Below are 15,510 nucleotides of genomic sequence, written 5' to 3'. Positions count from 1 at the left end.
AACTGTATTATAGATTTTTTGCAGATTTTCGTCAGCATTTCCCCTCCCGTGCCCTTCCCTCTCTTAGATACCTCAATCACTTATGAAATACTGCATCCCTACCCTGCTCGTGCTCGGCCTCTCAGCTGCTGCAAACCCCACCATTAAAAAACTCAACTCACGCAATTTCTCAAAAAATACCCAACTCGGCCAAGTCGACTTCTTCCTAGAAAGTGAGAAACAACAAGCCCAATGGACCATCCAACCCCATGTCACCGTCACAGGCGGACGCTTCTTCATCGGCTCAATCCAAGGAAAAAATAAAGACTGCGCGCACTTTGTCCTCGACGGAGGTGGCACCCTCGCCATCGACCACACCCGCCCCTTCGCCATGCGACTCGGACAAAATGAAGCCTCCGAAGTCGCTTACCTCACCATCAAAAATGGCACCAAACTCGTCGTCAAAGGAAACAAAAATGCCCTCTTCCGAGGTATGAAAGGGAGCTTTATCACCCTCCAAGGCCCAGGTAGCTCCATCCAATGGCATGGCTCGTGGGGCCCCGCCTATAAACTCATCAAAGCCCACGAATCCCGCGATCGCTACCTCCCACTGCGGCACTCAGGTGGGAAATTAGAAATTGTCGAACGAGATGGCATCACCACCGCCACGGTCGTCCCAGAACCTAACGCGCTCGCCCAAACCTCGAGCCATACTCCCACCCCTCCAAAAGTCACCCCAAAACCCACCACCAACGCCGCCCTCATCTCCTTCGGTAATGTCTCCGTCTGCCTGACCCATTGACACTCTAACTTACAATCTGAACCAACAACTTTGCAGATTGCGTCACATATTATAAACGAAAGTGTCGCAATGTGAGATTGTTGCTGTGCCCCAGAACCCGCATGGTAGAGGGCACATGACGATCTACGTTTCAGAAATTTCTTACCACAAAGCACAGTCGACTTTCGAACGCCTCAGTGCCGAAACCGACTACACTTTCACCCCAGTCGCCGAAGAGGAAAACGCTCTTGCCTCCGCCATCAGCAACAATGGCATCAAGGCCTTCATCGCCGACATCTTTCCCTACAATGGCGCCCTCTACGACGCACTTCCCGCAGGTGGCATCATCGCACGCTACGGCGTCGGCCACGATAGTATCGATAAGACCCTCGCCAGCTCCAAAGGCATCCACGTGGCCAATACCCCAGGTGTGCTCGATAACGCCGTCGCAGAACACGCCTGCTGGATGATCGGCGCCTCCGCCCGCCACCTCCATTCCGCCCACGCCTCCACGACCTCAGGCCACTGGCAACCCAAAGGCGGTGTCGAACTCCGTGGCCGCAAAGTTGCCATCCTCGGCTTCGGAAGAATTGGCCAAAACCTCTGCCAAAAACTCAGCTTCGGCTTCGGCATGCAAGTCACCGGCGTCGATATCTTACCCGAAGACCAGTTCGCCCCACTCAAAGAATCAGTCGGTTTCTCACACTACACAACCGACCGTGACGCTGCCCTCGCAGAGGCCGATTTCGTCGTCCTCCTCATGGCTGTCGTCCCCGCTACTAAACATATCGCCAATGCCGATTTCTTCCAAAAAATGAAATCCAGTGCCGTCCTCGTAAATTCCGCCCGCGGCGCCCTCGTCTGCGAAAATGACCTCTACGATGCACTCGAACAAAAACACATCGCAGCTGCCGCCCTCGATGTCTTCGAGGCCGAACCCTACTCCCCACAATCACCAGACAAAGACCTCCGAACCCTCCCCAATATCCTCATGACGCCGCACATCGGCTCCAACACCGAAGAGTCAAATGCTGCCATGGCCGCCACCGCTGCCCAAAACTGTATCACCATCCTCGAACAAGGCCCAGATGCCTGCCCCAATATCGTCAACCGCTAAACCTATGCCTCCACGCATCGTCATCATGGGTGTCTCCGGCTGCGGTAAGTCCACAGTCGGCTCGCTCCTCGCATCCCAACTCAATGTCCCCTTCCTCGATGGCGACGACTTCCACCCCGATGCCAATCGACAAAAAATGAGCGAGGGCATCCCACTCACCGATGCCGACCGCCATCCCTGGCTAGAAACTCTCGCTCAGCAACTCCAACAACATTCTAACGGCTGTGTCCTAGCCTGCTCAGCACTAAAGCGCTCCTACCGCGACACCCTGCGCTCCGCTGGCCCCCTCCACTTTATCCTCCTCGAGGGTTCACACCAGCTCCTCCTCGATCGCCTCACCGAACGCAGCGCCACCACTGACCATTTTATGCCCAGTAGCCTGCTCCAAAGCCAACTCACAACCCTAGAAGATATCGGCTCTGAACCCGATGCCTTCGCCCTCTCAATCCAGTCCCCCCCACACTCCATCGTCCAACAAGCTCTCAGCCACCTCGCTCACCATGCCTGAATCCTTCTACCTCGTCGACCAAGACAAACATAACACCCTCGTCTCCGCCGCCTACCAAGCGCGTGGCTTCGCTAAAGATGAAGCCGATGAAGCAGCCGCCATGGCCGCCGCCGCTACCTGGCACGGCAACCGTACCCACAACGCCCTCAAAGCCCTCCACCTCGATGAACTCTTCGGCTCCGCCATCGGTGGCTGCGTCCCTAACGCTCCCATCGAACTTATCCCCTCCCGCTTCAAAGCCACCGAAGTCTGGAATGCTAATAAAAAACTCGGCCAGTCAGTCGCTAAACGCGCCTTCGACCGCGCCATCGAACTCGCTGAAACCTACGGAGTAGGAATCGTCTCCGTCGATAATGCCTTCCACTACCTCTGGGGCGGTGGCTATGTCATCGAAGCCGCCAAACGTGGCTACATCGCCTATACCAATTGCACCTCCACTCTAGCAGAAGTCGTCCCCTTCATGGGTAAAACACCCACCCTGGGTACCAACCCCCACTCCTGGGGCTTCCCCACCACCGATATCCTAGGCTTCCCCATCGCTATCGACTGGGCCACTTCCACCTGCGCGATGGGACGCGTCCAACAACTCAAACGCGAGGGCGGCACACTCCCTCCTCTCGCCGCCGTAGATACCGATGGCCAACCAACCACCGACCCTAACAAGGTCCATGCACTCCTCCCCTTCGGCGCCCACAAAGGCTATGGCCTCTCACTCATTAACGAGCTCACTGCCGCCTACATCGGCGGCTCACTCCCACTCCACCGAGGCCACACCCCTCCATCCAAAGACGAAAAATCCACCACCGCCTTCTTCTTCCAAATCATTCACCCAGAAGCACTCTCCGGACAAGCCTTCGCCTGCCAACGCTCCCAACAAGAAAACCTCAAAGCCGTCGTCGAAAATATCCTCACCCAAGGAAATGAAAAAAGCATCCTGCCTGGACAACTCGAAGCCCAAGCCGCCCAACGCTCCGAAGCCGCTGGAGGTCTCCTCTTCTCAGCCGCAGAAATCGATGAACTCAACACCATCGCCCGCACACTCGACTTCCCAGAATTTGCCAAAGTCCCAGCACCCTAACACGATGGATTCCTACCTTCACAAAGACGTCTTCCTAGACACCCAAACGGCACGCAGCCTCTTCCACAATACCGCTGCCCACCTCCCCGTCGTCGACTTCCATACCCACCTCCCACAAGACCAAATCCTCTCTAACCATCGCTTCGAAAACCTCTGGGAACTCTGGCTCAAACACGACCACTACAAATGGCGACTCATGCGCGCCTGCGGGATCCCAGAAGACCAAATCACTGGAAATGCCTCACCCTGGGAAAAGTTCGCCGCATTCGCCAGCTGCCTCCCACTCGCACCAGGTAACCCCGTCCACCACTGGGCACACCTCGAACTCCAACGCGTCTTCAATATCCATACCACCCTCACCCCCCAGACCGCTGAAGAAGTCTGGAACGAGGCAAATGCCAAACTCGCTGACGACCCATCACTCAGCGCACGAGGATTGCTCTCAAAATTCAAAGTCGAGCTCGTCTGCACCACCGATGATCCCACACACGACCTCGCCGCTCATAAAACTCTCGCTCAAACCTATAGCGAACTCCGCGTCCTCCCCACATTCCGCCCAGACAATGCCCACAACGTCCAACAACCCACTGAGTTTCGTAAGTGGATCCACGCACTCTCCCATTGCTATGGCCAAAATATCGAAAACTTCCAAACACTCGTCACCGCCCTCCATCAACGCCATGACTTCTTCCACTCACATGGCTGCCGCCTCTCCGACCACGGCCTCCCATTTTCCCCTGCCGCAGAGGCCAGCCCAGCCGAGCTAGAGTCCATCTTCCAACAAACTCTATCAGGTGCCCCAGCCTCCGCAATCGAGTGGGAAAAATTTGCCACTGCCCTCCTCAAGCATGTCGCACAATGGAATACCCAAAAGGACTGGACCATGCAGCTCCACCTCGGACCACAGCGCAATGTCAACTCACTCATGCATATCCAAACTGGCAATGATAGTGGCTTCGATACCATGGGTTCCATGCCCCAAACCGCTAAACTCATCGACTTCCTAGACACACTCGCTAACGCAAATTCCCTCTCGAAAACCATCGTCTACAACCTCAACCCCATGGAGTCAGAAGCCATCTGCTGCGCACTCCAAAACTTCCAAAACCACTCAGCTAAAGGACGCATCCAGTACGGCCCCGCCTGGTGGCACTGTGACCATGTCCGTGGCATCCGCGAGCAGTTAGATATCCTCGCATCTCTCGGTGCTCTCGGTACCTCCATCGGCATGCTCACCGACTCACGCTCATTTACCTCCTACGTCCGCCACGAATACTACAGACGACTCCTCTGCCAATACCTCGGAAAAGCTGCCGAAGCCGGTGAAATCCCTAACCAAGCAGACTACCTTGAGCAACTCGTAGCCAACCTCTGCTACCATAACCCAAATACCTACTTCGCCTGGTAATCCCCATGATGCACCGACTTCCATACATCCTCAGCCTCCTCCTCACGAGCCTCCTCACTTGCTCCGCAGCACACTTTGCCAATGGTATTAAGATTGGGGAAGTCGATCACTCCTCCGCCGTCGTCTGGACCCGACTCACCACCCACCCAAAGGCTATCCACCAAAATAACACCCATAACTTCTACCCCAAAAAAGAAAAAAAACTCGACCCACTGCCCTGGCAAGTACCTGGAACACCCGGACAAGTTCGCATCACCTATTGGCCACAACAACAACCTAACAAACCTCACACATCTCCCTGGGTCCAAGTCAATGCCACTACCGACTTCTGCCACAAATTCCACTTAAAAAACTTACTCCCAGCCACAACCTACCAACTCAAACTCGAAGCCCGCAAAGCGGATGCCGACACCCACCCAAGTACCTTCACAGGGTCCTTTCTCACCGCACCTAGCTCCGTCTCCACTGACCCACTCACCTTCTGTGTCACCACCTGCCAAGGCTTCCACCGCCGTGATACCCCTGATGGACACATGATCTATCAGTCTATGTTAGAGCTAAAACCCTCCTTTCTCGCACACACCGGGGACGTTCTCTACTACGATAAACCCCAACCCTTCGCCAAAACAATCCCACTCGCACGCTATAAGTGGAACCGAATCTACGCCCTCCCTCACCTCAAAAACTTCCACCGCCAAGTCTCATGCTACTATCAAAAAGACGATCACGATGTCATCAAAAACGACGCTTGGCCCGGACAACACTACGGCAAAATCAGCTTCCAAGATGGCCTCAATATCTTCAGTGAACAAACCCCCTTCCCACAAAACCATCCCTACCGAACCCGACGCTGGGGAAAACATGCCCAAATCTGGTTCATGGAAACCCGCGACTTCAGAACTCCCAATAACCTCCCAGACCCCAATCAACGCAAAATTTGGGGCGACCAACAAATCCAATGGCTCGCCAACTCACTCGCCGCTTCAGATGCCTCCTTCAAATTTGTCGTCTCCGCCACTCCCATCGTCGGACCAGACCGTACCAAAGGAAAATCCGATAACCACGCTAATGCAAGCCACCGCGTCGAAGGTGATAAAGTCCGCGCCCTCCTCAGTGCTTCTCCTAACACCTACGTCATCTGCGGCGACCGCCACTGGCAATACGCATCCATCCACTCCACTACCAAACTACACGAGTTCGGATGCGGCCCCGCCAGTGACATCCATGCCTCTGGATACAGCCTCAAAGAGCGTACCCCAGAACACACCTACCTCAAAATTTGTGGCGGCTTCCTCTCCGTCACCGTGAAGGAAACCAATGGCTCGCCCACTGCCACCTTCACCCATCACTCCGTCGATGGCTCGACCAACAACACCCAATCCTTTAAGCTCCAATAAGTAATACTATGCACTTCCTTGAACACCTCTTCTCACTCAAAGGACAAACTGCCGTCGTCATCGGCGGTACCGGTGAACTCTGTGGCCACATGGCTCACGGCCTCGCCCAAGCCGGTGCCAATATCATCCTCGTTGGCCGATCAAAAACCAAGGCCCAACAACGTATCGACGCCATCCATTCCACCGGAGCTGCCGCTCACTTCATCGCCGCAGATGTCTCTAACAAAGAATCCATCCAGGATGTCCTCGACCAAAGCCTCTCACACTTCGGACAAGTCGATATCCTCATTAATGGCGCAGGCATCAACTCACCCACTCCCGTCCTCGATATCACCACCGAGGAATTCCAACGCATTCTCGATGTGAACCTCACCGCAACCCTCCACGCCTGCCAAGTATTCGCCAAGCATTGGCTAGAAAATCAAGCTCAGGGTTCTATCATCAACCTCGGCTCCATCTCCGGACTCAACCCACTCTCACGCGTCTTTTCCTACTCCGCGTCCAAAGCCGCCGTTCACAACCTCAGCAAAAACCTCGCCAGAGAATGGGCAAACCAAAAAATTCGAGTCAACACCCTCGTCCCCGGCTTCTTCCCCGCTGAACAAAATAAAGCCGTCCTCGATAGCTCACGCGTTGCCTCCATCATGAATCACACCCCCATGGATCGCTTCGGCACCCCTGATGAACTCATCGGCGCCACCCTCCTTCTCGCCTCTAACACTGCCGGTAGCTTCATCACCGGCCACGAAATGATCGTCGACGGAGGATTCCAATCCATGTCGATTTAATGTCGATCCTGAGCTAGACTACCAAGTCAACAATTTGGCACTTCACTCCCCCCTCCGCCTCATTGCTCCACCTTGCGCACAGTCAGATAACACACCCCCACCTGCTTTCCTGAAGCCAGCTTGAAGACCCCACCCAACTTCTGCTTGCCCTCAGCTAAATGCACCCGCTTTCTCACGCAGTCATCTTCTGCGTTCACCTCAAAATCTGCCACGGAAACACCATTCACTAACAGCTGCGCTCCCACCACTGGTATAGCCGCCCCCTTCGTCTCACGAAAAGCCCTAGACGCCCCAGGCACACCCGCTCCTGCGGCCATGCCAGCACCTATCGCTAACTGTGTTTCTTGCGGCCACCTCCTTAACTCTAACTCGTACACCCCAGCTACTTTCACATCCACATACCAATACGCATCCACCTTGTCGCACACCCACTTCTCTAAGCCTCGCACCCCCGCCTGATTCCACGGCGGCATTCTCTCACTGATCCAATCGTGTGCAGTCAATAACACTTCACTCGCTTTCGCATCACCTAACACAAAAGCTGCGCTGTTCTTGTAACTCGGCTCTAGCTCCGCCCACCACGACTCATACGCCTCCCGCATCGCCGCAACCCGCTCTGGATGCTGCCCAGCCACATCATTCCTCTGACCAGGGTCCTCCTCTATCGCATATAATTCCTTTCCATTCACTAACCTCCACCCCTGAGTCATCACCGCTGACTTCCTCCACTTCACTGGATCCACTACCCTCTGCGAGTCCGTGATCAAATACCTCTCAGGCCATCCCTCATCCTTGCCTAACATCAAGTCTTTGACCGATACCCCATCAAACTTCACCCCTTCACTCCCCCTCACACCACAGAGGTCTAGCAATGTAGGCGTGACATCAACTGCATGCGTCAACGTCCTCACATGACGCCGACTCTGCATCTCCCCACCTGGCCAGTGGATGATAAAGGGCACCCTGTGGCCACCGTCATACTCACTATTCTTCTTACCACGCATCCCCGCATTAAATACCGACTCACCCGTCGCAGTACCATTGTCAGTCGTGAAAATAAAAATCGTATCCCTCTCCACCGCCAAGCTCTTCAACTCAGCCCGCAAACTCCCAACATTCTCATCAATGTTACTAATCATCCCATAGAAAGCCGCCTGCCTCGCCGGCTTCCCCTGATAAAGATCGAGATACTTTTCAGGACAATGCAACGGACCGTGAGGTGCATTCGTGCTGATGTACGCAAAAAAGGGCCGCTCCTCCTTCACACACTCCCGAATAAACCGCCTGCCCTCTGCAAAAAACACATCCGTACAAAACCCCTCCGCTCGCACCTTCTTCCCATTGTGGTAATACCCACCACCAAAATACGCATTGTCCCACACATCTGGCGTCTGCCCTACCCCCCCAGCTCCATGCACATACACTTCGCTAAAACCCCTGTCCTGAGGACGAAAGGGATACGCATCACCTAAATGCCACTTCCCAAATATCCCCGTCGCATACCCCGCTTCCTTAAACATCTCAGCCACCGTCACCTCACCCTCCCTCAGTAAAGACCGCCCATTGATCGTGTGCCATACCCCCGTCCGATTCGCCCAATGCCCCGTCAATATCGATGCCCTACTCGGTGAACACGTCGGAAATACATGGTAGTCATCCAAATTCACAGACTCACTCACTAGCTTGTCTAGATGCGGCGTCTTCACATACGGATGCCCGTGACAGGCGATGTCCCCATAACCCTGATCATCCGTAATCACGAAGACCACATTCGGCTGTGCACACACCCAGCCAACTAAACCTAACATCCAGCAAACTAATACCCGCATCACTCAATACCTTCCTAGTTTTTTGCTCCCCCCAATCGTGGCGCACTATAGCCTTGGTCTTGAATCTCCTTCAATCTATCTAACATGACCTTCACCTTCTCCGGATGCTTTGCCGCCAAATTCACCTTCTGCCCTAAGTCTTCTCTCAGGTTATAAAGCTCCACTTCTCCCTTGTCGTCGGGGGCATAACCTCGCTTCTTCTCCCAGCCCGCATTGCGCCCTGAATGGTACCCACTCTTTGCTGTCACCAGCACCCAGTCCCCCTGACGCATCGCATACGCTTTCGCAAAAGTATTGTGCACATGCTCGTCTCGCACCGACACCTTAGCGTCCTTTAAAATAGGTGTCAGATCATACGAATCTTCAGCAGCTCCCTCATCGGGCAAACGGTAATCCACCACCCTTGCCAAGGTTGCCATGATGTCGATCTGAGAAACCAAACTATCACTGACAGAACCCGGCTTGGTCACCCCTGGGTACTTAATCAGAAATGGCACCCTGTGCCCACCCTCATAAATGTCACGCTTCAAACCACGTAGCGGCGCCGCAGACCAATGCTGAAACTTCTCATCCCTCTTGTAAGCGTACTTCTCAGGGCCATTGTCCGCAGAAAAAATCACTATCGTATTCTCTTCCTGTCCAGAGTCCTTTACCGCCTTGAGTAACTCCCCAACCGATGCATCAGTCTCTACCACAAAATCACCATAAGGCCCCGCTTTCGAGCTCCCATCAAATGCGTCATTCGGGATGATCGGCGCATGAGGTGATGGATAGGCAAAATACAAAAAGAATGGCTTCTCACTTGCCGCCTGCTTCTTGATCCACTCCACCCCCTTCGCAGTCGTAACTGGAATGTTCTCATAAGGATCCCATCCCTTCACCATCGGCCCCTTACGCATCTCCCATCCCCCCTCCTTAATCTTCTTGAAGGACTTCGTATCTAACATTGTGTCCGGAGCTTTCACCACCTTGTCATTCTCAATCCACGTGTAGGGCGGAAAGTTAATCACCGTGTCGCCGAAATAATAATCAAAGCCATGCGCAAGCGGCCCATCGGGAATCGACTGCGTCCAATCATATGCGCTGAAATGGTGCCCCTTAGCAGCCCCCTCCTTGCGAATCGCATTCCAGTCCCAACCCAAATGCCACTTCCCAATCGCCCCAGTCGTATACCCCTTCTCCTGCAACATCTCAGGTAAGGTCAATCGCTCAGGCTTAAATACCGACCTGCCCATCGCATTCACAATCCCATGAAAATCCCTCCAGTGGTGACGCCCAGTCAATAAGGCATACCTCGATGGCGTGCAGATCCCCGACGATGAATGCCCATCCGTAAAACGCATCCCCTCACCAGCTAACTTATCCAAGTGCGGCGTCGGAATCTTGCTCGCATGGTCATAACAACCTAAATCACCATAACCCAAATCATCTGCATACAATACCAACACATTCATCGGCTTCGCCTCCATCCCCACCACACCTAACATCCCCGCTAATACCCCTAACGCATATTTCTTCATGTCTTCTAATCTATTCATCATCAATTAATTTTTCGTATACTAGCAAAACCTATCTACCCACCAATGGTCTTGTACACACACCTTTAATTTTTGAATAAATTCGGCAGAAATATTTTGTGACAACGAACGTACCCCCACGAAAATCAAAGCGAGAACATCACAAGACCTAACCACCCTCCATTCGTCTACTTCGTGTCGAGAGATCGCATCAGACTGTTGAAAAACCTCATCGAGGTTTCGGCACCAAGCCCAGAGTGGCAAAGCCAACTCTGGGGACTTGCAAAAACCGTCTAGAAGTCTGAAAGACTTCAGGCTTGAAAATAATCTAGCTCCTTATGCCTAATACGCCTGCAGCAAATTCGTATTATAATGGTACAGGCTATCCACCTCTTGAGCACTCAGCGCCCCCTTGAAAATAAAGAGCTCATCAATGCTTAACCCAGTCTGGTCTGCATTCGGCCAAGCATTATAGTTGTGACGGAAAATAGAGAAGGGTGCCCCACCGTTGTGCTTTCCTGCTGTATCCACAATCACAGTGCCATCTGGACGCCGCTGCACATTCCTGCGCTTCATGACTTCAAAGTCCTCCGCTTTTCCATCCAGATAAAAACGCACCTCCGGATCCCCATTACTCAATGACTTCCCAGTGTAAACAATCACCACATGATGCCACTCAGAGTCGTCAATCCGTGTCTGTGATTTCACCCAATACCCACCTAATGAAAGCCCAAAATACCCAAAGTTACTGAAGGTATAAAATGCCCGACATGTCGGATCGCTGCCATTTTTCTGCGCACCCCAACCAAATAAGGTCAATAATCCTGGGTACTGGGATGGCATCTTCATCCAGAACGAAGCACTCCGCGGCGCATTCCCAGAAATACCATACCAGTCTGTCGCCAAACCCGCTTCCTTGATCGGACTAATCGCATCACCAAAGTAACCCGTCACGCTCACCACACCCTCACCATTGCTCGAGGGATACACCCCATGCGCCAAATCATTGCTGATCGGATCATTGCCCATCGCCATGAACGGATCGCCCATCTTCTTGTCAAACGACCAATGCAAATACGGTAAAGTATCTGGCAACTGGTCCAAAAACGCATTCGGCTGTAGGTCTATCTCTTCCAATCTTCCCGCCCGATTCACCATCCGTGCCTGCCCAGCATACAAGGTGCTCGCGACCTCCCCACTGCCAATCGCTCTCCCCGTCACCGAGCCTTTCAACACATGCACCTCGTCAAGTACCCCCTCACCCGCAATCACCCCAAACTCCGTCCCCAAATCCACCACCTCCATAGATTCCGTGCGCACCGTGAAACCCACCGCTTGCGCCGGTACTTGAAACCACGCCACTCCCTCACTTAACTCTAACTTGTCTTCCTCAACTAAGGTGAACTGCGCAGGCCCATTCACCACCGAGCGCACACCATTCCTAAAAGATAACTCCATGCTCCCCTGCTCAATGCTCACGCGAGCTCCCTTCTCTAGCTGGTAGACCTGGTCACCCTGCTTCCTGTCCGCCACCGTATAGCTCGAACTCGGCGCCACCCGGTACGTCAATGCTGGCTCCACACTCTCGTCTAACAACCACGCGCGCATCGTAAAAATACTTACCAAAACCACCGCCGCAGCCACCCCCAATGCCACATTCAAATTCCTCCGGTGCTGACGCCTTACAATCTCATCGATCGGCACAATCGGCGCCGCCCCCACACTCCCCGGCACAATGCTCTGCAACTCGCTATCTAAAGCATCGTGAGTCGCAATAAATTGAAAATATTGCTCCCGCGCTTTCTTAGAACGCAACAAGCATTGCTCCAACCGTCCAAACTCTTCCGCACTGAGACGCTCATCAACTAACTTGCTCAGTAAACTCTCAAACTCCGCTTTCTTCACGCCTGCCCTCCTTCCTCAGCCAAGCGCCCTTGAATGCAATTCTTCAGCGACACACGCAACCGTGACAACCCCACATAAAGCGTATTGAGGCTCCTCCCAGTCTCCTTGGATAGATCCTCCACACTCGGCCCATTCTTGTCATAACGCGCCTGCAGTAATTTCAGATTGTCCGGGCTCACCTCCTGCAAGCAACGCGTCAGCGCCTGCATCTGCTCGCGTGGAGATTCCACCTCCTGCTCGCTCATCTGATTGAGCAAGACGCTGCTCAACTCATCATTAAAAATCATAAACCCTTCCCGCTTCATCTTCTTGCGGTGGTTCAATACCGCATAGTACGCCACCGTACAGGCCCACGCCCCAAAGTTCGTCCCCAATTTAAAATCATGCATCTTCTGCCACAACATGATGTTCACCTCCTGCAATATGTCGCGCGGATCCACATGACTCGGCACCAAGGAACGAATGTACAAACGAATAGTGTCCTGGTGCTCGGTGAGTAAACTCACGAACTCCTGCATTTCCTGCGCACTCGCAGGCTTGGGTGAAAATAACTTCATCTTCCGTCACTGATATAAGCCCATCGGCTCAAAAACCTTACCCACTTTGCCCGCTTTTTTACACCTTGCAACCCCTCAGTCCCACACCCATGCCCAGACGTATCCTGCCAGCTTCCTCTCAAAAATCCTGTAAGATTTCCCCCCTGCGGAAGTTATTGAGCAGATTTATCACCACATGAAATCCATCATTGCTACCACACTGACCGCCGGCGTCGCCTTTGCGCAGCCCACTCTCATCCCTGCCCCTCAGTCCTACACCGAAGGCGCCGGAACCACACAAATCACCCCAGCCACTGTCATCGTCCACGATGCCAAACTCGCTTCGGAAGCCAAACTCCTCGCTGAAAAGCTCCGCACCACCACCGGCTGCCTCCTCCCCCTCGTCCCCGAATCTAAGGACACCCCAGCCGCCGCCATCATCCTCGACCTCCATGACGCCGAAGCCTCCTCCTATACCCTCAATTCCTCAGGCTCACAAATCACCATCAAAGGTGGTGACCCCGCAGGCGTCTTCTACGGTACCCAAACCCTCCTACAACTCCTCCCCGCGGAAACCGCCGGCTCCGATATCAAACGCAGCAACTATGCCTTCAAAGATTGCTCCATCACCGATAAACCCGCATTCCCATGGCGCGGTATGCACCTCGACGAATCCCGCCACTTCTTCGGAAAAACCTGGGTCAAACGCTATATCGATACCCTCGCAGCCCATAAAATGAACGTCTTCCACTGGCACCTCATCGACGACGGTGGCTGGCGCCTCGAAATCAAACAATACCCCAAACTCACCCAACTCGGTGGCTACCGAAAAGGCACCTCCAAAGGCTGGAAAGTCAACCAACTCGAAGTCGCGACCTCCCCAGAAGACTTCCAATCCGGTGATTGGTACGGTGGCTACCACACCCAAGAAGATATCAAAGAAATTGTCGCCTACGCCGCAGCTCGCCACGTCCGCGTCATTCCTGAAATTGAAATGCCCGGCCATTCCCTCCCCGCCATCAGCAACTACCCAGAGCTCAAATGCGGAGGGGACCTCGTCTCCGATAGCCAAGGCTGGACCCCCTCAACCCAAAACTCCTACTGCGCTGGAAAAGAATCCACCTACACCTTCCTCGAAAATGTCCTCAAGGAAGTCTTCACCCTCTTCCCTGACGAATACGTCCACATCGGTGGCGATGAAGTCATCAAAGAATTCTGGGCCCAATGCCCACACTGCCAAGCTAAGAAAAAAGCCGAAGGACTCAAAAATGAAAACGAACTCCAGTCCTACCTCGTCCAACGCATGGAAAAATTCCTCAATGCCAATGGTAAAAAACTCATCGGCTGGGACGAAATCACCCACGGCGGCCTCACCCCCAATGCCACCGTCATGTTCTGGATCGGTATGGGCGCCGTGAACAAAACGGCAGAACTCGGCCACGATATCATCATGACCCCCATGGGCCCATGCTACTTCGACTTCGCCTACAAAAATAACTCCACCGAAAAAGTCTACCAATGGGAACTCGTGCCGGAACAATGGATTGGCACCCCGCGCGAAAAACAATTCCTCGGCTCACAAGGCAATATCTGGACCGAATGGATGGAAGACTACGCTCGTGTCGAATTCATGACCCTCCCACGCATGCTCGCCCTCTCAGAAAACCTCTGGACCAAGCGTGAGAAAAAAGACCTCGCCAACTTCCTCACCAGACTCGATGCCTACTACCCACGCCTCGATGCCATGGGCTACAACTACCGCATCCCCTCACCACGCCCCATCCAGTCCGCTATGATCTTCGAATCCTCCGCCCAAGCCGCCTTCCACCCCGCTCCTGCTGGCTTCGAGATCCGCTTCACCACCGATGGCTCACCAGTCAACGCCCAAAGCCCACTCTACTCCGAGCCCTTCACCGTCGATGAAACTCTCACCGTCAAAGCTAAGTACTTCAATGGTGCCCGCTCCAGCGAAGCCATTGCCACCATCGATTGCGTCAAATACCAACAACCTAACACCACCGCCCTCGAACCCGGCCTCACCGCCACCTACGCCGAAGGCAAATGGAATAAAGTCCCAGACTTCTCAAAACTTACCAACACCACAAAACATAAAGTCAGCGACCTCAGCCTCGGCATCCGGAAACGCAATGACAACTTCTCGATCCTCTTCGAGGGCTTCCTCACCATCGAGAACGAAGGAATCCATACCTTCACCCTCGCCTCAGATGACGGCTCCTACCTCAAAGTCGCCGGCGCCAAAGTCGTCGACCACGATGGTAAACACGGCTACTCACCAAAATCCGGCACCATCCACCTCAAGCCTGGTACCTACCCAATCGAACTCGGCTACCTCGAGGCTGGTGGCGCCGAAGTCCTAGACGCCTTCATCACCGCCCCTAACCAAAAGGAACAAAAGCTAACAGCCCCACACTTCCAACGCGCAAAGTAATACCACCACACACCCTCTACGCGCCCCCCCTCAAAAAAACCCCAAATCTCCCACACTCCCACACTCAACACTCCTCACTTCACATAATCCCAACGGGATTCCTCCCCTAGCCCAAGGTCGAGCCGGAGGCGAAAACCTTGGGTCCCTAACGCCCCATGCGCGTTCACTTAAGGAGCTGTAGTTTATCCATCAGCGACTTACGACTTCTTCGATCCATC

The 15,510-nt window shown here is 53.8% G+C and carries 12 protein-coding genes; 8 read left to right on the top strand and 4 right to left on the bottom strand.

Annotated elements, in window-relative coordinates; translation table 11 throughout:
* Window positions 1-82 precede the first annotated feature (82 nt).
* The 7 genes from ACFSW8_RS10665 to ACFSW8_RS10635 all read left to right on the top strand — a co-directional run bounded on the left by ACFSW8_RS10665 (window position 83) and on the right by ACFSW8_RS10635 (window position 7,056).
* Window positions 83-781 carry a hypothetical protein gene (locus ACFSW8_RS10665; RefSeq protein WP_377087725.1) on the top strand — a complete coding sequence of 233 codons (699 nt, stop codon included), beginning with the start codon at window positions 83-85 and terminating at the stop codon, window positions 779-781.
* Between the two features lie 115 nt (window positions 782-896).
* Complete coding sequence (locus ACFSW8_RS10660; RefSeq protein WP_377178202.1) at window positions 897-1,877, top strand: NAD(P)-dependent oxidoreductase; 981 nt, start codon at window positions 897-899, stop codon at window positions 1,875-1,877.
* 4 nt (window positions 1,878-1,881) lie between these two features.
* The gene (locus ACFSW8_RS10655) at window positions 1,882-2,385 is read left to right on the top strand and encodes a gluconokinase (protein ID WP_377178200.1); all 504 of its coding nucleotides are present in this window, start codon (window positions 1,882-1,884) and stop codon (window positions 2,383-2,385) included.
* Window positions 2,378-3,463 carry an Ldh family oxidoreductase gene (locus tag ACFSW8_RS10650; RefSeq protein WP_377178198.1) on the top strand — a complete coding sequence of 362 codons (1,086 nt, stop codon included), beginning with the start codon at window positions 2,378-2,380 and terminating at the stop codon, window positions 3,461-3,463. Before ACFSW8_RS10655 ends, ACFSW8_RS10650 begins: the two co-directional genes overlap by 8 nt.
* 4 nt (window positions 3,464-3,467) lie before the next feature.
* Window positions 3,468-4,871 (top strand): glucuronate isomerase, encoded by a 1,404-nt coding sequence (uxaC, locus tag ACFSW8_RS10645; RefSeq protein WP_377091403.1) that lies wholly within the window; start codon window positions 3,468-3,470, stop codon window positions 4,869-4,871.
* A 5-nt stretch (window positions 4,872-4,876) separates the two neighbouring features.
* The gene (locus ACFSW8_RS10640) at window positions 4,877-6,268 is read left to right on the top strand and encodes an alkaline phosphatase D family protein (RefSeq protein ID WP_377087730.1); all 1,392 of its coding nucleotides are present in this window, start codon (window positions 4,877-4,879) and stop codon (window positions 6,266-6,268) included.
* Window positions 6,269-6,276: 8 nt separating this feature from the next.
* Entirely contained in the window at window positions 6,277-7,056 is a 780-nt protein-coding gene (locus ACFSW8_RS10635; RefSeq protein ID WP_377087732.1) for an SDR family oxidoreductase, read from the top strand.
* Window positions 7,057-7,115: 59 nt separating this feature from the next.
* On the opposite strand, the gene ACFSW8_RS10630 is transcribed toward ACFSW8_RS10635, so the two are convergent.
* From ACFSW8_RS10630 to ACFSW8_RS10615, 4 genes are all read right to left on the bottom strand, one after another.
* Window positions 7,116-8,885, bottom strand: a complete 1,770-nt coding sequence (locus ACFSW8_RS10630) for an arylsulfatase (RefSeq protein ID WP_377091404.1) — start codon at window positions 8,883-8,885, stop codon at window positions 7,116-7,118.
* 14 nt (window positions 8,886-8,899) lie between these two features.
* Complete coding sequence (locus ACFSW8_RS10625; protein ID WP_377091405.1) at window positions 8,900-10,372, bottom strand: sulfatase family protein; 1,473 nt, start codon at window positions 10,370-10,372, stop codon at window positions 8,900-8,902.
* A 372-nt stretch (window positions 10,373-10,744) separates the two neighbouring features.
* Window positions 10,745-12,307: a LamG-like jellyroll fold domain-containing protein gene (locus tag ACFSW8_RS10620; RefSeq protein ID WP_377087735.1), complete on the bottom strand. Its 1,563-nt coding sequence runs from the start codon at window positions 12,305-12,307 to the stop codon at window positions 10,745-10,747.
* Window positions 12,304-12,864 carry a sigma-70 family RNA polymerase sigma factor gene (locus ACFSW8_RS10615; RefSeq protein ID WP_377087736.1) on the bottom strand — a complete coding sequence of 187 codons (561 nt, stop codon included), beginning with the start codon at window positions 12,862-12,864 and terminating at the stop codon, window positions 12,304-12,306. Before ACFSW8_RS10615 ends, ACFSW8_RS10620 begins: the two co-directional genes overlap by 4 nt.
* A gap of 175 nt (window positions 12,865-13,039) precedes the next feature.
* Here ACFSW8_RS10615 and ACFSW8_RS10610 point away from each other — a divergent pair, with 175 nt between their 5' ends.
* The gene (locus tag ACFSW8_RS10610) at window positions 13,040-15,292 is read left to right on the top strand and encodes a family 20 glycosylhydrolase (protein ID WP_377087739.1); all 2,253 of its coding nucleotides are present in this window, start codon (window positions 13,040-13,042) and stop codon (window positions 15,290-15,292) included.
* Window positions 15,293-15,510 lie beyond the last annotated feature (218 nt).

Source organism: Rubritalea tangerina (genome assembly GCF_042683245.1).
In the GTDB taxonomy this organism is placed as follows: Bacteria; Verrucomicrobiota; Verrucomicrobiia; order Verrucomicrobiales; family Akkermansiaceae; genus Rubritalea; species Rubritalea tangerina.
Note: the sequence above shows the minus strand (reverse complement) of the source record. Positions and strands in the feature narration are given on the sequence as shown.